The organism is Uliginosibacterium silvisoli, from assembly GCF_036017035.1.
GTDB lineage: Bacteria > Pseudomonadota > Gammaproteobacteria > Burkholderiales > Rhodocyclaceae > Viridibacterium > Viridibacterium silvisoli.
Window position 1 is genome coordinate 773,885 of the sequence record NZ_JAYXHS010000002.1, and the last position, 17,453, is coordinate 791,337.

General features: G+C 60.5%; 15 protein-coding genes. 8 read left to right on the forward strand and 7 right to left on the reverse strand.

The window, feature by feature from the left end; translation table 11 throughout:
- Positions 1-82: 82 nt before the first annotated feature.
- Entirely contained in the window at positions 83-2,923 is a 2,841-nt protein-coding gene (locus tag VVD49_RS13145; protein ID WP_327599635.1) for an Rne/Rng family ribonuclease, read from the reverse strand.
- 738 nt (positions 2,924-3,661) lie between these two features.
- On the opposite strand from VVD49_RS13145, the gene VVD49_RS13150 reads away from it, so the two are divergent.
- Genes VVD49_RS13150 through VVD49_RS13165 form a run of 4 tightly spaced genes read left to right on the forward strand, consistent with a single transcriptional unit; the run spans position 3,662 to position 6,631 of the window.
- Positions 3,662-4,642: an RluA family pseudouridine synthase gene (locus VVD49_RS13150; RefSeq protein ID WP_327599636.1), complete on the forward strand. Its 981-nt coding sequence runs from the start codon at positions 3,662-3,664 to the stop codon at positions 4,640-4,642.
- Complete coding sequence (locus VVD49_RS13155; protein WP_327599637.1) at positions 4,623-5,282, forward strand: HAD-IA family hydrolase; 660 nt, start codon at positions 4,623-4,625, stop codon at positions 5,280-5,282. The genes VVD49_RS13150 and VVD49_RS13155 overlap by 20 nt, the downstream gene beginning before the upstream one ends.
- A complete protein-coding gene (locus VVD49_RS13160) occupies positions 5,269-5,664 on the forward strand; it encodes a Rieske (2Fe-2S) protein (protein ID WP_327599638.1) in 396 nt (131 codons plus the stop codon). The genes VVD49_RS13155 and VVD49_RS13160 overlap by 14 nt, the downstream gene beginning before the upstream one ends.
- Positions 5,657-6,631: a S49 family peptidase gene (locus tag VVD49_RS13165; protein WP_327599639.1), complete on the forward strand. Its 975-nt coding sequence runs from the start codon at positions 5,657-5,659 to the stop codon at positions 6,629-6,631. The genes VVD49_RS13160 and VVD49_RS13165 overlap by 8 nt, the downstream gene beginning before the upstream one ends.
- Before the next feature lie 69 nt (positions 6,632-6,700).
- On the opposite strand, the gene thrC is transcribed toward VVD49_RS13165, so the two are convergent.
- From thrC to VVD49_RS13185, 4 genes are read right to left on the reverse strand one after another with little or no spacing between them, the layout of a single operon-like run.
- Positions 6,701-8,128 (reverse strand): threonine synthase, encoded by a 1,428-nt coding sequence (gene thrC / locus VVD49_RS13170; RefSeq protein ID WP_327599640.1) that lies wholly within the window; start codon positions 8,126-8,128, stop codon positions 6,701-6,703.
- Between the two features lie 43 nt (positions 8,129-8,171).
- Positions 8,172-9,482 carry a homoserine dehydrogenase gene (locus VVD49_RS13175; RefSeq protein WP_327599641.1) on the reverse strand — a complete coding sequence of 437 codons (1,311 nt, stop codon included), beginning with the start codon at positions 9,480-9,482 and terminating at the stop codon, positions 8,172-8,174.
- Entirely contained in the window at positions 9,479-9,940 is a 462-nt protein-coding gene (locus VVD49_RS13180) for a GNAT family N-acetyltransferase (protein WP_327599642.1), read from the reverse strand. Before VVD49_RS13180 ends, VVD49_RS13175 begins: the two co-directional genes overlap by 4 nt.
- Positions 9,941-9,944: 4 nt before the next feature.
- On the reverse strand, positions 9,945-11,228 hold the full coding sequence (locus VVD49_RS13185) for a pyridoxal phosphate-dependent aminotransferase (RefSeq protein WP_327599643.1): 1,284 nt from the start codon (positions 11,226-11,228) through the stop codon (positions 9,945-9,947).
- Between the two features lie 75 nt (positions 11,229-11,303).
- Here VVD49_RS13185 and VVD49_RS13190 point away from each other — a divergent pair, with 75 nt between their 5' ends.
- The 4 genes from VVD49_RS13190 to VVD49_RS13205 all read left to right on the forward strand — a co-directional run bounded on the left by VVD49_RS13190 (position 11,304) and on the right by VVD49_RS13205 (position 14,510).
- Positions 11,304-11,675, forward strand: coding sequence for an Mth938-like domain-containing protein (locus VVD49_RS13190; RefSeq protein ID WP_327599644.1), 372 nt, complete (start codon positions 11,304-11,306; stop codon positions 11,673-11,675).
- Positions 11,676-11,813: 138 nt separating this feature from the next.
- Positions 11,814-12,269 (forward strand): peroxiredoxin, encoded by a 456-nt coding sequence (locus VVD49_RS13195; protein WP_327599645.1) that lies wholly within the window; start codon positions 11,814-11,816, stop codon positions 12,267-12,269.
- 87 nt (positions 12,270-12,356) lie between these two features.
- Positions 12,357-13,781, forward strand: a complete 1,425-nt coding sequence (locus VVD49_RS13200) for a PhoH family protein (protein WP_327599646.1) — start codon at positions 12,357-12,359, stop codon at positions 13,779-13,781.
- Between the two features lie 147 nt (positions 13,782-13,928).
- A complete protein-coding gene (locus VVD49_RS13205; RefSeq protein WP_327599647.1) occupies positions 13,929-14,510 on the forward strand; it encodes a C40 family peptidase in 582 nt (193 codons plus the stop codon).
- A gap of 29 nt (positions 14,511-14,539) precedes the next feature.
- Here the strand turns inward: VVD49_RS13205 and VVD49_RS13210 are convergent, their stop codons facing one another.
- Positions 14,540-15,928, reverse strand: a complete 1,389-nt coding sequence (locus tag VVD49_RS13210; protein ID WP_327599648.1) for an ExeA family protein — start codon at positions 15,926-15,928, stop codon at positions 14,540-14,542.
- Entirely contained in the window at positions 15,925-17,409 is a 1,485-nt protein-coding gene (locus VVD49_RS13215) for a sigma-54-dependent transcriptional regulator (protein ID WP_327599649.1), read from the reverse strand. The genes VVD49_RS13210 and VVD49_RS13215 overlap by 4 nt, the downstream gene beginning before the upstream one ends.
- Between the last annotated feature and the right edge of the window lie 44 nt (positions 17,410-17,453).

Here is a 17,453-nt window from a genome sequence, read left to right on the forward strand (position 1 = left end):
TGTTGCAGGCTCTGTCACGAGGGTGACGGAAAAACAAAAAGCCCCGCATGCGGGGCTTTTTGCTGGGTCGGTCCGAAAGGGCTCAAGAGCGCGTTTCTACCTGCTGCAGAGGTTCGTCCTGGGCCTGCACGACCACGCGGCGTTCGCGAGGGCGACGTGCCGGCTGTGCTTGTTCCTCATGCTGCGCAGGCGCGGTCGCTTTTGCACCGGGCGCTGTTTCGACCATTTCCAGGCTGTTGTCGGCAAGGAAGGCCGACAGATCGATGGGCGAACGAGCAACCGGTGGTGCGACGGGTGCATATGTCGTCACTGTGGCCTCGACGGCAACCGGCGCCGCTTCGACGAATGCCGCTGGTGCTGCCACGACTGTTTCTACCGCAGCGGGGGCTGCTTCCGGAACAGGCACTGGCTCTTCCGTTGCCGATACAACAGCGCTTTGCGATGCTACGTCTTCAATCGGGGCTGGAACCACAGGTTCAGCCGCGGCGAAGCCAAGTTCCTGCTGAGCTGCAGGTGCCGGGCTGTTGCTTTCCGCTGGTGCTGCGGGCGATGATTCTGCTTGCGGCGCAAACGCCGTTTCTACAGATTGCTCTGCCTGATCGTTGGCTTCCGTTGCAGACTCCACAATGCCTTCGGCATTCTCGTTGTCAGCAGTTGCAGCGCTTTGTTCTCCTTCACCACGGCCACGGCCACCGCGACCGCGGCGGTTGCGACGACGACCACCTTCACGCTCGCCGTTTGCTGCGGGCGTTGCACCCTCCGCGACCGGAGCGCTGTCCGCCACCTGTTCACCTTCGGCGTTTGCGACGACTGGCTGTACGTCACGTGGTTCACGTGGCTCGCGAGGCTCACGTGGCGGACGTTCGCGACGTGGTTTGTTCTGCGCGGCAGCCTGACCTTCAACTGCCTCGGTGACAGGCGCTGCGTCGGTACGTGTGCGCTTGTCGTTACCCTGGCGTTGGCCATCCTGGCGATTGCCGCGTTCCTTGCGGTCTTCGCGCGGCTGACGATCTTCGCGTGGGGCGCGTTCTTCACGCGGTTGACGCTCTGCCTGGCCTTCGCGCGGCTTCCGCTCTTCACGTTGTTTGTTCTGACCGTCGCGCGGCTTGCGTTCACCGTCGCGACCACCATCGCGCCCATCACGGCGACGTGAGTCGCGGCGTGCATTGCTGCTTGCGGATTTCGCTGGCGCGACAGGCGCTGGCGCGGCTTCTTCGCTGCCACCCAACCAGGCGAGGAAGCGTGCAAACAACCCCTTCTTTGGTTGGGCGGCTTCGATCGTCTCGACGCGCGTCTCAACAATAGGTGCGGCCTGACCCGGGGTGATCGTCTTGACGGCAGCTTCCTGGCGACCCGCCTTGGCTTCAAGGTTGGCAGACGGTGGCGTATAGCTTGGATCCGTCGGCGCCGCAGCCATGCGGTAGCTTGGCAGCGTGATCTCTTCCTGGTTCAGCTGGTCGTGACGCAGACGGATGATCTCGTGTTGCGGCGTTTCCAGATGGCGGTTCGGAATGATCAGCAGGTTGACCTTGTGACGCAGTTCGATCTTGGCGATGTCATCGCGCTTCTCGTTGAGCAGGAAGGTGGCGACATCGACCGGTACCTGCGTGTGCAGCGCGCCGGTATTTTCCTTCATCGACTCTTCTTCGAGGATACGCAGGATGTGCAGCGCTGCGGACTCGGTCGAGCGGATGTGGCCCGTGCCCGTGCAACGCGGGCAGGTGATGTAGCTGGTCTCGGCAAGTGCCGGACGCAGGCGCTGACGCGACAGCTCGAGCAAGCCAAAGCGGCTGATCTTGCCGGTCTGCACGCGGGCGCGGTCGAAGCGCAGCGCGTCGCGCAGACGGTTCTCGACCTCGCGCTGGTTGCGCGGATTGTCCATGTCGATGAAGTCGATGACGATCAGGCCACCCAGGTCGCGCAGGCGCAACTGGCGGGCGATTTCGTCGGCGGCTTCGCTGTTCGTGCGCAGCGCGGTTTCTTCGATGTCGCTGCCCTTGGTGGCGCGGCCGGAGTTCACGTCGACCGAAACGAGTGCTTCAGTGTGGTCGATGACGATGGCGCCGCCCGATGGCAGATTCACCTGACGCGAGTACGCGGACTCGATCTGGTGCTCGATCTGGAAGCGCGAGAACAGCGGCACGTCGTCGCGGTAACGCTTCACGCGATGGACGTTGGCAGGCATGACGTGCGCCATGAACTGACGCGCCTGCTCGTAAATCTCGTCGGTATCGATGAGGATTTCGCCGATGTCGGGCTGGAAGTAATCGCGGATGGCGCGGATTACCAGACTGCCTTCCTGATAGATCAGGAACGCGCCTGTTTGCGACTTGGCCGCGCCATCGATGGCGGTCCACAGTTGCATCAGGTAATTCAGGTCCCACTGCAGCTCTTCGGCGGCGTGGCCGATGGCGGCGGTGCGCGCGATCAGGCTCATGCCATTCGGTACTTCGAGCGAATCCATGGCTTCGCGCAACTCGGCGCGATCATCGCCTTCGATGCGACGCGATACGCCACCACCGCGCGGGTTGTTGGGCATCAGCACGAGGTAACGGCCCGCCAGCGAGACGAAGGTAGTCAAGGCTGCGCCCTTGTTGCCGCGCTCTTCCTTTTCAACCTGGACGATGATTTCCTGGCCTTCGCGCAGCGCTTCCTTGATGGTTGCACTGGAGGCGTTTACGCCTTCGCGGAAGAAGGAGCGGGAGACTTCCTTGAATGGCAGGAAGCCGTGGCGCTCGGCGCCGTAATCGACAAAGGCAGCTTCGAGGCTGGGCTCGATGCGGGTGATGACGCCTTTGTAGATGTTGCTCTTGCGTTGTTCCTTGGCGGCCGATTCGATGTCGAGGTCGATCAGTTTCTGACCATCAACAATCGCGACGCGTAGTTCTTCGGCCTGCGTCGCATTGAAAAGCATGCGTTTCATTTTGGTTCTCCCGCGCGCGAGCGGGCAGAACAACACACCGACCGCCTGCGAGGAAACCCCGGAGGCGGCCTGATTACTCAGAATGTCAGAAACTGCTTGTTCTTCATTATCTGGTCATCAAGTGAATCGGCTTGTTCTTTAACTACGTTCAGGACGCTGCGGCTGGGCCTGCGGTGTCCGGAGCGTTTTGTGTATTCTGCGACGCGCGCTCGTTATAGTGTTTCTATTCAATCAATCACGTGATTCACGTGGTCTGGCATGGTTTGCTGTGTGCGCTTGCTATAACATCGCGAACTTTTCGCCGGGATGGTTCTGGCGTTTTGCACATGTGTTTCTCCGGATTGCTTCCCGAGCAGCCAGACATTCGGGTTGGCTGGGTGGTATGTCCTTGAGCCGGGCCGGTCGTTCCAGCGAGAAAAGTATCGCGGGCGGAAAGACGCTGAGGTGGCAGAAGGGTGATCCAGTGGCAATGCGAACGCACGCAGGGGAGCCGTTTCTCTTGCTGCTACGCGACAATAAGTTCTCTCTGGAGCAGCTTATCGTTCAAACTGGCGTAGCGCCGGTCAGCTCCGGGGGCACGTGTCGCGGCACACGGAATTCCGTTCTGTATAACCCCGGCGGGGCTCAGGCGGACAGCGCACCGGACGTTTGTCCGGAAAAACAGTTGCAGTATATGGGAAGAACGTGACTTTACGCAAAGCAGCATTGGCCGGTCCTGCGCCCCTAGCCCCGGCGTCCTTGACGGTTCGTCGGGTGGTGGCAGGAGAAGAGGATGCAGGCCAGCGCATCGACAACTACCTGCTGCGCGAATGCAAGGGTGTGCCGAAGAGTCATATCTACCGCATTCTGCGAAGTGGTGAGGTGCGAGTGAATGGCGGGCGCATCAGCCAGACCTACCGCATCAAGGCTGGTGACGAGTTGCGCATCCCGCCGATGCGCGTGGCGCAGAAGGAAGACAGCAACGCGGCGACCCTTGCGGTGGCCTCCAGAACGCCGCCACGTGATTTCGATGTCGTCTTCGAAGACGATTCCATTCTCGTGATCGACAAACCCGCCGGCGTCGCCGTGCATGGCGGCAGCGGTGTAAGTTTTGGTGTCATCGAGCAACTTCGCGCGCAAAGGCCGGAGGCGCGCTTCCTTGAGCTTGCCCATCGCCTGGATCGCGAGACCTCCGGGCTTCTCATCATCGGCAAGCGTCGGGCGGCGCTCAACGATGTGCAGGATCAGATGCGCGCCGGCAAAATCGAGAAGCGCTACCTGACGATGGTGCGTGGCCGCTGGATGAATCCGCTGCAGCATGTGAAGTTGTCGCTGCACAAATACCTCACGCCGGACGGCGAGCGCCGCGTCAGCGTCAATGCCGAGGGTAAGCCTTCCCACAGCATCATGCGCCTGGTCGGACGCTGGCAGGATTGCAGCCTGCTCGAGGTGGAGTTGAAGACCGGGCGCACGCACCAGATCCGCGTACACCTGCAGCACCTTGGCTTCCCTTTGCTGGGTGATGACAAGTACGGCGATTTTCCGCTCAACAAGGCTCTGGTGAAGGAAGGCTTGCCGCGCATGTTCCTGCACGCGGCAATCCTGCGCTTCCATCATCCCGTAAGTCGGCAGCTACTTGAGCTGCGCGCACCATTGCCGACGGACCTGAACAACTATCTCGCGCAGGTCGAGCGCACCCAACAACAGGAGTATGAAAAGAGTGACAAACCGGGCGTTTGATCTGATCGTTTTCGACTGGGATGGCACCTTGATCGATTCGACCGCTTTGATTGCCGGCTCCGTGCAATTGGCCGCTGCCGATGTTGGGCTGCCGGTACCGTCTGACGAGGATGCGAAACACATCATTGGCCTCGGCTTGCTGCAGGCAATGACCTGGTTGTTTCCGGGGTTGAATCCCGAGCAGTATCAAGCGCTCATCGAGCGTTATCGCTTGCACTACCTGAAGCGCGACAGCGAGATTGCCCTGTTCAGCAATGTACGCGAGTTGCTCATTGGCTTGCGCAAGGACGGCTACCTGCTGGCAGTTGCGACGGGAAAGGCGCGCCAAGCCCTGGATCGCGCCTTGCTGCAGGCCGATCTGGCGAAGTATTTCGATTCGACGCGTTGTGCTGATGAAACCTTCTCGAAGCCGCACCCGCAGATGCTGCTGGAATTGATCGATGAATTGATGGTCGAACCCGCGCGCGTGCTGATGGTGGGCGACACCACACACGATCTCCAGATGGCAGCCAATGCCGGCACGGCTGCGTTGGCGGTGACCTGCGGTGCGCACCCGAATGAAGTGCTGCGGAGTGAGCCACACCTCGCGATGCTGCCCGATGTGAGCGGCTTGCGAGAGTGGTTGCGTGGCGGTCAGTGAGTCCGAGATGGCGGAGTTGAACGAGCGCGTGGTGTGTGAATCCGGTGCAGTGACCGATGGCGGTGACGGAGTCGTGTTCAGCGTCAGGCAAGACGACGAGGACGTGCCTGCCTTCGTGATACGTCATGAGGGTGTCGCACATGCCTATGTCAATCGTTGTCGCCATATTCCGGTCGAGCTTGACTGGATGCCTGGCCGGTTCTTCGATGACGAGGGCGTATACTTGGTTTGCGCGACGCATGGCGCGCTTTACGAACCGGCGTCGGGGCGTTGTGCGGGTGGGCCATGCAGTGGTCGAGGACTGGAGCCTGTATCAGTCGAAGAGCGCGATGGTCATATCTATCTGAAAGTCATGAATGACAGAGAAGGACGCAATGAGTGATTCAGCGAATGATGCGGCGAGCGCAGGCAACACACCCGGCTGGGAGCGCAATCTTCTTGAGAAGCTGGCTTTCGAAAGTCTGAAGGAGCAACGCCGTCGTCGTCGCTGGAGCATTTTTTTCCGGCTACTCAGCTTTACGTGGATTTTCATCGCGCTGCTCATCGTCTGGAACTGGCAGCACGGCGATGGCGAGAAGCCAGTCGGCGTCGGACCGCACACCGCGCTGGTACAGCTGGAGGGCGCAATCGGCCCTGGCGGTGAAGCCAGCGCCGAAAAGATCGTGACGGGCCTGACGGCTGCCTTTGACGACAAGAACACCAAGGGCGTCGTGCTGCGTATCAATAGCCCGGGCGGTAGCCCGGTACAGTCAGGCATCATCAATGATGAGATCGTGCGCCTGCGTGCCAAGCACCCGACGATCCCGCTGTACGTCGTGGTTGAAGACATGTGTGCGTCCGGTGGTTATTACGTTGCCGCTGCGGCAGACAAGATCTTCGTCGACAAGGCCAGCATTGTTGGCTCTATCGGGGTGCGCATGGATGGCTTCGGCTTTACCGAAGTGATGAAGAAGATCGGCGTCGAGCGTCGCCTGCTGACTGCGGGCGAGAACAAGGGCTTCCTTGATCCCTTCATGCCTGTGGAGCCCAATCAGGAAGAGCACGCCCGCAACATGCTGGGAGAAATCCACCAGCAATTCATCGACGTTGTGCGCAAGGGGCGTGGCAAGCGCCTGAAGGAAACGCCGGAGATGTTCTCGGGCTTGTTCTGGAGTGGCGCCAAGAGCATCGAGCTGGGTCTTGCCGATGGCTATGGCACGGTCAACTCGGTGGCACGTGATGTCATCAAGGCCGAAGAAATTCAGGATTTCACGCAGGGTGAGAACATTGCAGAGCGCTTTGCCAAGCGCTTCGGTGCCAGCGTGATGTCGGGCGTCACAGGAAGCGCCGAGTCGGTTCGCTGGAGGTAATCCGCAGAAAGTAAAAAGCCCCGGAAGACGAAAGTCTCCGGGGCTTTTGTTCTGATCCGCTGAATCGGATTAGCTATTGGCGACGACGAATGCCTTGACCTGTTCTACATTGACATCGACGACGGTCGAGCGCTGTGGTAGTGCTTCGATGTTCTCGTAGGCCTTCGGGCGCCATGGTTTTTCGCCAAGCGCCTCGACGATGGTCTCTTCGAACTTCGCAGGCAATGCTGTCTCAAGCACGATCAGTGGCACGCCTGCTTCGCGGTTTTCGAGGCCTACCTTCAGGCCATCGGCGGTATGCGTATCTATCATCACGCCATATTGTTGCCACACGCGGCGGATCGTTGCGATGCGATCGGCATGCGAGCTGCTGCCCGAAGTAAACGCATAGTCTGCGATGCGCAGGAAGTAGGGGGTCTTCGACAGATCGAAAGCGCCGCCCTTGTCGACCTCTGACCACAGTTCGCGCACGACGGCCGGATCACGACCGACGAGGTCGTAGACGAAGCGCTCGAAGTTCGAGGCCTTGGAGATGTCCATGGACGGGCTGGAGGTCTGATGCGTTTCGGCCGAGCCGCGCGGGCGATACACACCAGTGCGGAAGAACTCGTCGAGCACATTGTTCTCGTTCGTGGCGAGTATCAGTCGGCGGATGGGCAGCCCCATCATGCGCGCGATATGGCCCGCACAGATATTGCCGAAGTTGCCGGAAGGTACCGAGAAGGCGACTTCCTGATCGTTGCTCTTGGTCGCAGCGAAGTAGCCCTTGAAGTAATACACGACCTGCGCAACGACGCGCGCCCAATTGATGGAGTTGACCGTGCCAATGCGCTGCGCCGTCTTGAACTCCAGATCGTTGGAAATGCCCTTGACGATGTCCTGCGCATCGTCGAACACCCCGCGCACGGCGAGATTGAAAATGTTCGGGTCCTGGAGCGAGAACATCTGGGCGGTCTGGAAGGCGCTCATCTTGCCGTATGGCGACAGCATGAAGACCTTCACGCCTTTCTTGCCGCGCATCGCGTATTCAGCGGACGAGCCCGTATCGCCGGACGTCGCACCGACAATGTTCAGGTGCTCTCCCGTTTTTGCCAGCGCGTACTCGAACAGATTGCCAAGCATCTGCATGGCCATGTCCTTGAAGGCCAGGGTCGGACCGTTCGACAGCTCTTGCAGGAAAAGGCCTGGTTCGATTTCGCGCAGCGGCGTGATGTCTTCAGCGTTCGAATCCGGGCGGCCGTTGCAATACACCGCAGCGGTGTAAGTCTTGTCGATCAGCGCCTTCAGGTCGCTCGCGGGAATGTCGTCGGCGAACTTTGACAGCACGGCAAAGGCCAGCTCGCGATAGTTCATGCCGCGCATGGCGCTGAGCTCAGCTGCGCTGATCTTCGGGTACTCGACGGGCAACGCAAGGCCGCCGTCTTCCATCAGGCCGCCAAGCAGGATCTGCGTGAAGGATTTTTGCGGAGCGTTACCGCGCGTGGAGAGATATTGCATACGAGGCACTAAGTAGGTGGGGCCGGTGGCCCCACTGGTAAGGTTAGTTCAGTTCTTCCAGGCGAATGCGTTTGACCGCACCTACCACCGTCGGCAGCGACTCGATGTTTGTGATCGCCTTGTTGGCCTGGCCCTCGATGGTGCGATGGGTGAGGATGATGATATCGGTCTGGGCCTCACCTTCGCCTGGCTCCTTCTGCAGCATCGCGTCGATCGAGATTGCGTTGTCGGCGAGGATGCGGGTGATGTCGGCGAGGACGCCTGGCTTGTCTTCGACCCGCATGCGCAGGTAGTAAGCGGTTTCGATTTGTTCGATCGGCAGCAGCGGCAGATCGGCGAGTTGATCTGCCTGGAAAGCCAGGTGCGGCACGCGGTTGCCGGGGTCGGCGGTGTGCAGGCGCGTGACGTCGACGAGGTCGGCGATCACGGCCGAAGCGGTCGGTTCTGCACCGGCGCCCTTGCCGTAATAAAGCGTGGCACCCACGGCGTCGCCCTGTACGAGCACGGCGTTCATCGCGCCTTCGACATTGGCGATCAGGCGCTTGGCAGGGATCAGGGTCGGGTGTACGCGCAGTTCGACACCGTGCTCACGGCGCTTGGCGATGCCCAGCAGCTTGATGCGGTAGCCGAGTTGCTCTGCGTACTTGATGTCGGTGGCTTCGAGCTTCGTAATGCCTTCGACATAAGCCTTGTCGAATTGCACAGGAATACCGAAGGCAATCGCCGACATGATGGTTGCCTTGTGCGCGGCGTCGACGCCTTCGATGTCGAAGGTCGGGTCGGCTTCCGCATAGCCGAGGGCTTGCGCTTCCTTGAGGACGTCGGCAAAGGGCAGACCTTTGTCGCGCATCTCGGACAGGATGAAGTTGGTGGTGCCGTTGATGATGCCGGCGATCCACTGGATGCGGTTGGCGGAGAGGCCCTCGCGCAAAGCCTTGATGATGGGGATGCCACCTGCCACGGCGGCTTCGAAGGCAACCATCACGCCTTTCTTCTGCGCGGCCGCGAAGATCTCCGTGCCATGGACGGCGAGCAAGGCCTTGTTGGCTGTGACCACATGCTTGCCGTTCTCGATGGCCGTCAGTACCAGATCCTTGGCGATGGTGTAGCCACCGATCAGCTCGACAACGATATCGATCTCGGGATCCTTCACCAGCTCGAACGCATCAGTGGTGATGCGCGCCGTACCTCCGGTGACCTTCTGCGCCAACTCGACATTGCGATCAGCTACCGCCGTAATGAGGATCGGACGCCCTGCGCGGCGGGTGATTTCTTCTGCATTGCGTGCGAGGACTGTCCAGGTGCCGCCGCCAACCGTGCCGATGCCGAGGAGGCCTACGTTGATAGGTTTCATACGAGTGGTTTCTTGAAGCTGTGAGAAATGATGGAGAAGCCTTCGCGAAAGCAAAAGCGCTGGGTTTCGTGACGCTGAACGCCGACGTCAAGCACGAGGTTGGTGGCGCCGAAAGCGCGTGCCTTGTCCTCCAGTGCGGCGAGCAGGGAGCTGCCGATGCCACGCAGGCGATGCGCTTCATCGGTGACGATGTCGTCGATGTAGAACTTGATGCCGTCGTGCGTGTCCTCGTAGGAGCGCCAGATGGCGACGCCGAGTACCTGTTCGCCGTCGTGCGCGACAGTCATGCGTGCACCGGCGCGCAGCGCGCGTACCAGCTTGTCGCTGTATTCCTGTCCCTGCGGCAGGCGGCTGCGCAACTGGCGGTGCACGCCTTCAGCGCGCGCCAGCCAGGCCGCGTGCAGCACTTCGCCCTTGTCGTTGCAGATGTCCAGGAGTTGCCATTCGCTTTTGCTCATGGGGTCAGGTGCCGTGTCGTTTTCTGTAATTTTCGAGGAAGCGGGCGATGCGTGTGATGGCCTCGCGCAGGTCGTCTTCGTGCGGCAGGAAGACAACGCGGAAATGGTCCGGTGCTTTCCAGTTGAAGCCCGTGCCTTGCACCAGCAGTACACGCTCTGCCTCAAGCAGTTCCAGAATGAACTGTTGATCGTCCTCGATCGGGTACATCTTCGGATCAAGACGCGGGAACAGGTACAGCGCAGCTTTCGGCTTGACGCAGGTAACGCCGGGAATGGCAGTCAGCAGTTCGTGCGCGAGGTCGCGCTGGCGGCGCAGGCGGCCGCCGGGAGCGACGAGATCCTTGATGCTCTGATAGCCACCGAGTGCGGTCTGGATGGCGAGCTGACCGGGGGTGTTGGCGCACAGTCGCATCGAGGCCAGCATGTTGAGGCCCTCGATGTAGTCCTTGGCATGGCGCTTCTCGCCCGAAACCACCATCCAGCCCGCACGATACCCGCAGGAGCGATAGTTCTTGGACAGGCCGTTGAAGGTCAGGAACAGCACGTCGTTGGCGAGCGCAGCGATGCTGGTGTGTACTTCGTCTTCGTACAGCGTCTTGTCGTAGATTTCGTCCGAGAAAACGATCAGCTGGTGTTCGCGAGCGACCTGCACGATCTGTTCGAGCACTTCGCGTGGGTAGAGCGCGCCAGTCGGGTTGTTCGGATTGATGATCACCAGCGCACGCGTGTTCGGCGTGATCTTGCGGCGCATATCGGCAATGTCGGGCATCCAGCCGGAAGCTTCGTCGCAGATGTAGTGCACGGGCGTCCCGCCTGACAACGCTACCGCACCGGTGTACAGCGGATAGTCTGGTGCGGGCAACAGCACTTCGTCACCGGCATTGAGCAGGGCATTCATGGCCATCACGATCAGCTCGGATGCGCCATTGCCGAGATACACGTCGTCAATGGTCACGCCAGCGACGTGTTTTTCCTGGCAATAGTGGACGATGGCCTTGCGTGGTGCGAACAGGCCTTTCGAGTCGGTGTAGCCGGCTGCATCGGGCAGGTTACGGATCATGTCCTGCACGATTTCGGCAGGCGGCTCCAAGCCGAACGCGGCAACATTGCCGATGTTCAGCTTCATGATGCGCTGACCCTCTTCTTCCATCTGGCGCGCGCGCTCGAGCACGGGGCCACGGATGTCGTAGCAGACGCTCGCCAGCTTGGCTGACTTGCTGACAGTCTTCACTTTGCGTCCTTCGGTGGTGGGTGATTCTGTGGCACGCAGCGTCGTCACGGGATTCATGGTGAGAGTCCTCTGGCGAGGCGCCGAGTTGCGAAAACCCTTATGATAACAAGCCCCACCTTGAAGCACACGCTCATGAAGCTCTACCGCGACGATGTTGAAGGCCTGTTGCTCGTCACCAGCTATGACGCCGACCATGTCGCCATCAATCGCGAACGCCACGAAGCGAGCCTGCTGGTCATGCCGGGGCACGATGTTGCGCCTTGGGCGGCGGGTGGATTCGACGCCTTGAGCGAGGCTGATTTTGCGCAGATCCGCGATCTGTCGCCTGCGCTGGTCATCGTTGGCACGGGTGGGCGTCAGCGCTTTCCGAAGCCCGTCCTGCTTCGGCCCTTGATCGATGCCGGTATCGGCTTTGAAATCATGGATACCGGCTCGGCCTGTCGCACCTATAACATCCTCGCAGCTGAGGGCAGGCAGGTAGCTGCGGCACTGATGCTCGATTGAGGTGGGGTGGCAACTACTGGCGGGAAAAGCCCGGAGAGTCAGGGCCGAAGGGACTACCAGTATGCCATTACAGGGTACGGTTGCGGCGGTTACGGAATGTGTTTAGGCTGACCTCAAATCATACGAAGGAGGCAGTGCATGTTGGGCAAGCCCGTACCCGAGTTCAGTGTGTCCGCCACCAGCGGCCAGACTGTTTCTCTGTCAGGCCTCAAGGGCAAAACCATCGTCCTGTACTTTTACCCCAAGGACAACACACCCGGTTGCACGACCGAGGGTGAAGATTTCACGGCGCTCAACGCCGATTTCGACAAGGCCGGTGCCGTGATCTACGGCGTGTCACGCGACAGCCTCAAGTCGCACGAGAATTTCAAAGCCAAGCTGTGCATGCCTTTCGAGTTGCTCTCCGATGCGGATGAGACCCTGTGCAAGCTGTTCGGCGTCATCAAACTGAAGAACATGTATGGCAAGCAGGTGCTGGGCATCGAGCGCAGCACATTCGTCATCGACAAGACCGGCAAGCTGGCACGCGAGTGGCGCGGCGTGAAAGTCGACGGTCATGCCCGGGAGGTGCTCGACTTCGTGAAAACCCTTTAAGCGCTGTGTCCTGCCGCGCAGGTTAAAGAACTGCCTGCTTTTCCAAATGGTCTGACACCAGGACCTTTTTGAGACACATACGAGACTATGGCCACCAAGCGCACACCCCGATCTGAAACGAACAGCAAGCTGTTCGTACTCGACACCAACGTGCTCATGCACGATCCGGTCAGTCTGTATCGCTTCGAGGAGCACGACATCTACGTGCCGATCATGACCCTCGAAGAACTCGACAACAACAAGAAGGGCATGACTGAAGTGGCGCGCAACGCCCGTCAGGCCAGCCGCACGATGGACGACATCGTGAGTTCGCACCCAGGTGATATCGCGGACGGTATTTCGCTGTTGAAGCCCTCCAGTGAACTCGCCTCCGGCCGCCTGTTCCTGCAGACGGAAATGATCGATCAGGCCTTGCCTGCCGGTGTGCCGACAGCCAAGGCGGACAACCAGATCCTGTCTGTCGTCATGTTCCTGAGCGAACGCTTTTCGCCGCGTGAAGTGATCCTGGTGTCGAAAGACATCAATATGCGCATCAAGGCGCGCGCGCTTGGCTTGCAGGCGCAGGACTACTTCAACGACAAGGTTCTTGAAGACGCGGATCTGCTCTACAGCGGCATGCGCGAATTGCCGCCGGATTTCTGGGAGACCCACGGCAAGGAAATGGAGTCCTGGAAGGAAAACGGCCGTACCTACTTCAAGGTCAAGGGCCCGCTTTCCGCCGACATGTATGTGAACGAGCTGGTGTATCAGGATGGTGACAAGCCCCTGCACGCCATCGTCAAGCAGCGCAACGGCCCGAACACCGTCATTGAGACGTTGATTGACTACGGCCATCAAAAGAACAATGTGTGGGGCATCTGTGCGCGCAATCGCGAGCAGAACTTCGCCATGAACCTGCTGATGAATCCAGAGATCGATTTCGTGTCGCTGCTCGGTCAGGCCGGTACCGGCAAGACCTTGCTGACGCTCGCGGCTGGCTTGACGCAGGTGCTCGAGACCAAGCGCTACTCGGAAATCATCATGACCCGCGTAACGGTGCCGATGGGCGAAGACATCGGCTTCCTGCCGGGCACGGAAGAGGAAAAGATGGCGCCATGGATGGGCGCGCTCGAGGACAACCTCGACGTGCTCAATGGTGGCGCGGAGGAGGGCGGTGGCTACGGTGGCGAATGGGGCCGTGCGGCGACGCGCGACCTGATCCGCACGCGTATCAAGGTCAAATCCCTGAACTTCATGCGCGGCCGGACTTTCATCAACAAGTTCCTGATCATCGACGAAGCGCAGAACCTGACGCCGAAGCAGATGCGCACGCTGATCACGCGTGCGGGCCCGGGTACCAAGGTGATCTGTCTGGGTAATATTGCCCAGATCGATACGCCTTACCTTACCGAGGGCAGCTCAGGTCTGACTTATGTGGTCGATCGTTTCAAAGGCTGGCCACACGGCGGTCATGTGACCCTGCAGCGCGGCGAACGCTCGCGCCTGGCAGACCACGCGGCCGATGTCCTGTAGTGGTCGGCCTTGAATCATTGCTGATAAAACCTTTAATCGACCTGACGAACGGTGTGCTGTGCGATGTTGCATAGCCGCACCGGCGTCAGATTTGCCGCGCGTCGCTCAGGGTTTACCGTGAAGAACGACACGGCTATAGTCCAGCCCATGCTACGAAAGACCCTTCTTCTCGTGTGCCTGTGCAGTCTGTCGGTCGGTGCTTTTGCTGCCGACGAACCTGCAGTCCAGCCACAACAGCCCTCGAAAATGCAGCGTTACGCGCTGGGTGCCCAGGAAGTGTTCTCGGCCACCAAGAGCGGTATCGAGTCGCTGTACGACAAAAGCTTCTCCTTCCTCGGTATCCGCTATGTGCATGGCGGTGATGGTCCGAGCGATGGCGGCTTTGACTGCAGTGGCCTGGTCAAGAAGGTGTTTGGCGATGCCTTGGGTCTGAATCTGCCGCGCACCGCAGCCGAGATGTCCAAGCTGGGCAATCGCGTCAATAAGGAAGAGCTGAAGCCCGGTGATCTGGTGTTCTTCAACACCATGCGCCGTGCATTTTCACATGTGGGGATTTACCTCGGTGAGAACCGCTTCGTACACGCGCCGTCGACAGGTGGCGTAGTGCGAGTCGAGAGCATGGACAGTTCTTACTGGGTCAAGCGCTTCAATGGCGGTCGCCGCCTTGCACCCGAAGCGCAGGCCGCTGCGCTGCCTCCAGCCGAAATCACGGCCGACATCAAACCCTGATCTTCCGGTAGTCCGACGTCCGGCCTGTCTCAGTGCAGTGCGCTGTACTGGCGTGGATAAACGCCTAGTGCGCGCACCCAGTCCGGCATTTTCGCAATGGCCGCCGCTGCTTCCCTGGCGCTGGCAAAGTCTCCGAAGATCACTCCGTAACGAACCCGCCCGTCTATCGTGGCTTGGTACAGCCTGAGTTGTGCCGGGTCGAGTGACGCGCGTGCGTGTTGCAGGAAAGCTTCCAGTGACGGTGCGTCGTTGGCCGAGACGCGCTGGATCTGAACGAAGTAATTGCCTGAGGGGGATTGCGTGATGTGCAGGCGTGACTCTTCAAGCAGGCTGGCCGCAACTGGGCCAAGGCCTGCCGGGGCGCTTTGTGGCGCAAGCGGGACGGGGTTTGATACAAGGGCTGATGCACTCTTTGCCAGCGGCGATGCGATCGGCGCTATTGGAGCGGAGGCCGCCGTTTCGGGACGCGTGCTTGCCTGCGGAGCGGCGACCGGTGCTGGCGGCTTGTCTTGTCGTAACAAGTGCAGGCCAATCATCACCGTGCCTGCAATGCCGCATGCGACGCCGATGCCGATCAAGGCAGGTGCGCCGAAGCGTTTCACGGGAGGAAGGCTGTAGCGTGCGTCGGTGGCTGCTTGGCGCACATGGCGCGGTGAGACGTTGCGCGTGCCGGACGCGAAGGCCGCCATCAGCGTCTTGTCTGCCAGAATATTGATTCGCCGGGTGAGTCCCCGCGATGCAAGCGTAACCAGACGAATCGCCTGCCTGTTGAACAAGTCGGGGCCGCGATAGCCTGCGGCGTCCAGTCGGTGATGCACATAGGCCGCAACTTCCGCCTCGGACATTGGTGCAAGGGCAAAATGCTGCGTGATGCGATCGTGCAATGAGCGCATTTCACGTAATGCCAGCAGCTCATCCAGCTCGGTCTGCCCGAACAGCACGATCTGCAGCAACTTGCGATTGGCGCTTTCGAGGTTCGACAGCAGGCGCACCTGCTCGAGTGACTCCTGTGGCATGGCGTGCGCTTCGTCGATGATCGTGACGACGCGTCGTCCTTCTGCGTAGCGTGCGATCAACGCCTCTTCGATCTGTCGCAGGATGGTCAGCGAATTGGCATCGTGGATACCCAGCTCGAGCGCCACGGTTTGCAGCAGGGCCTCGGGTGACAGGCTAGGGTTTGCGATGTAGATGACCTGCGCATCGGCAGGCAGACGCTCCAGCAGCATGCGGCACAGCATGGTCTTGCCGACGCCGACCTCGCCACTGATCTTGATGATGCCTTCGTCATGCGCAATGGCATAGAGCAGTGCGTCGAGCAGCGCGCCGCGCTGTGCGCCAGTGAAAAACCAGGCGGTCTGCGGCGTGATGCGGAATGGCGGCTCGGAAAGACCGAAGTGGTCGAGGTACATCGCGGTCATTGTGTGCCTTGCTGTTCGGTATTGCCGAAATCTTCGCCGTGCCGTGCGAGTGTTTCCATTCGGTTGTACAGCGTTGAGCGGTTGATGCCCAGCAGTCGTGCGGCCTGGCTCATGTTGCCGTGTGCCTGTTGCAGGGCTGTCGCGATGTAGTCGCGTTCCACTCGGCGCAGGACGGCTGGCAGATCGACTCCGCCGGGTGCTATGCCGGCGACTGCATTGGGCGCTGAAATGACTGCGTTGGTGCCGGCGACTTCGCTCGTCGCGGGCGGCGCGATGATCGGGGCGACATCGGCTTCCTGCTCGGCTTCAAGTTCTTCGCGGCCTACGGCCTGCCCTGCATGCCGCACCAGCAGGCGGATGATGATGTTGCGCAGTTCGCGCACGTTGCCGGGAAAGTCGTAGGCCTGCCAGCTCTGCAATGCGTCCATGGTCAGGCGGAAGGGTTGCAGCCCCATCTGTTCACTGAAGATGCGCATGTAGTGGTCGAGTAGCACCAGGCGGTCGCTGCCTGTCTGGCGCAATGCAGGCATGCGTACGCGTAGAACACTGAGACGGTGGAAAAGGTCAGCGCGGAACCTGCCGGCGCGAACCTCTTGCAGCAGGTCACGATTGGTCGCTGCGACGATGCGCGCGCGGACGATGCGTTTCTGGGTTTCGCCGACGCGCTGGTACTCGCCGTTTTCCAGGACACGCAACAGTTTCGGCTGCAGGTCCAGCGGCAGCTCACCGATTTCATCGAGGAACAAGGTGCCGTCGGCGGCTTCTTCGAAATAACCGGGTTGGGCTGCTTGCGCACCGGTGAAGGCGCCCCGCGTGTGGCCGAACAGGGTCGCTTCGATCAGTCCTGGCGAAATGGCGGCACAGTTGAGGGCAACAAAGCGTCGATGAGCGCCTGAGAGCTCGTGAAGTGCCTGGGCGGCAACCTCCTTGCCGGCGCCCGATTCGCCTTCGATCAATACAGGGAAGTGCGAGCTTGCGAATCGTTGTAATTGCGCGCGCGCGGCGAGAATGATGGCGCTCTCGCCAACGATGCGCTCCAGCGCCTGGTTCGCTGAGGAGACATTCAGTTCCTGGCGGCGAAGTTGCAGCGCGCGCTGCAATGCTGCCCGCAGAGGTTCCGGTTGCGTCGGTTTGGCGACGAACTCAAGTGCGCCCAAAGTGCGCGCGTGTCGCGCATGGGCTTCCTCGTTCTGCCCCGACAGGACGATGATCTTGCACTGCGGGTCGTGCGCCAGAAGCTCACCAATCAGTGCGAGTCCTTCGTCAGGGCGATGTGGCAAGGGCGGCAAGCCAAGGTCGATGAGCGCCAGGTCGAGCCGCCCGCCGCGTTGCCGCACCAGTGCAATTGCCGTGCCCCGGCTGCTGGCTGACAGTAGATCGAATTCGCCCTCCAGCACGTAACGCAAGGTGTCGATAATGAGGGGGTCATCGTCGACGATCAGCAGCGAGGGCAGGGCGGCAGAGGTGGCCGGACTTGTCATGAGATTGAACGGCGGATCTGGATGGATGCGTGAATGCGCGCGGG

Coding starts and splice junctions, on each gene's coding strand:
- VVD49_RS13145 (WP_327599635.1), bottom strand. CDS start 2,923: ATGAAACGCATGCTTTTCAATGCGACGCAGGCCGAAGAACTACGCGTC.
- VVD49_RS13165 (WP_327599639.1), top strand. CDS start 5,657: ATGAGTGATTCAGCGAATGATGCGGCGAGCGCAGGCAACACACCCGGC.
- thrC (WP_327599640.1), bottom strand. CDS start 8,128: ATGCAATATCTCTCCACGCGCGGTAACGCTCCGCAAAAATCCTTCACG.
- VVD49_RS13175 (WP_327599641.1), bottom strand. CDS start 9,482: ATGAAACCTATCAACGTAGGCCTCCTCGGCATCGGCACGGTTGGCGGC.
- VVD49_RS13180 (WP_327599642.1), bottom strand. CDS start 9,940: ATGAGCAAAAGCGAATGGCAACTCCTGGACATCTGCAACGACAAGGGC.
- VVD49_RS13185 (WP_327599643.1), bottom strand. CDS start 11,228: ATGAATCCCGTGACGACGCTGCGTGCCACAGAATCACCCACCACCGAA.
- VVD49_RS13190 (WP_327599644.1), top strand. CDS start 11,304: ATGAAGCTCTACCGCGACGATGTTGAAGGCCTGTTGCTCGTCACCAGC.
- VVD49_RS13195 (WP_327599645.1), top strand. CDS start 11,814: ATGTTGGGCAAGCCCGTACCCGAGTTCAGTGTGTCCGCCACCAGCGGC.
- VVD49_RS13200 (WP_327599646.1), top strand. CDS start 12,357: ATGGCCACCAAGCGCACACCCCGATCTGAAACGAACAGCAAGCTGTTC.
- VVD49_RS13205 (WP_327599647.1), top strand. CDS start 13,929: ATGCTACGAAAGACCCTTCTTCTCGTGTGCCTGTGCAGTCTGTCGGTC.
- VVD49_RS13210 (WP_327599648.1), bottom strand. CDS start 15,928: ATGACCGCGATGTACCTCGACCACTTCGGTCTTTCCGAGCCGCCATTC.
- VVD49_RS13215 (WP_327599649.1), bottom strand. CDS start 17,409: ATGACAAGTCCGGCCACCTCTGCCGCCCTGCCCTCGCTGCTGATCGTC.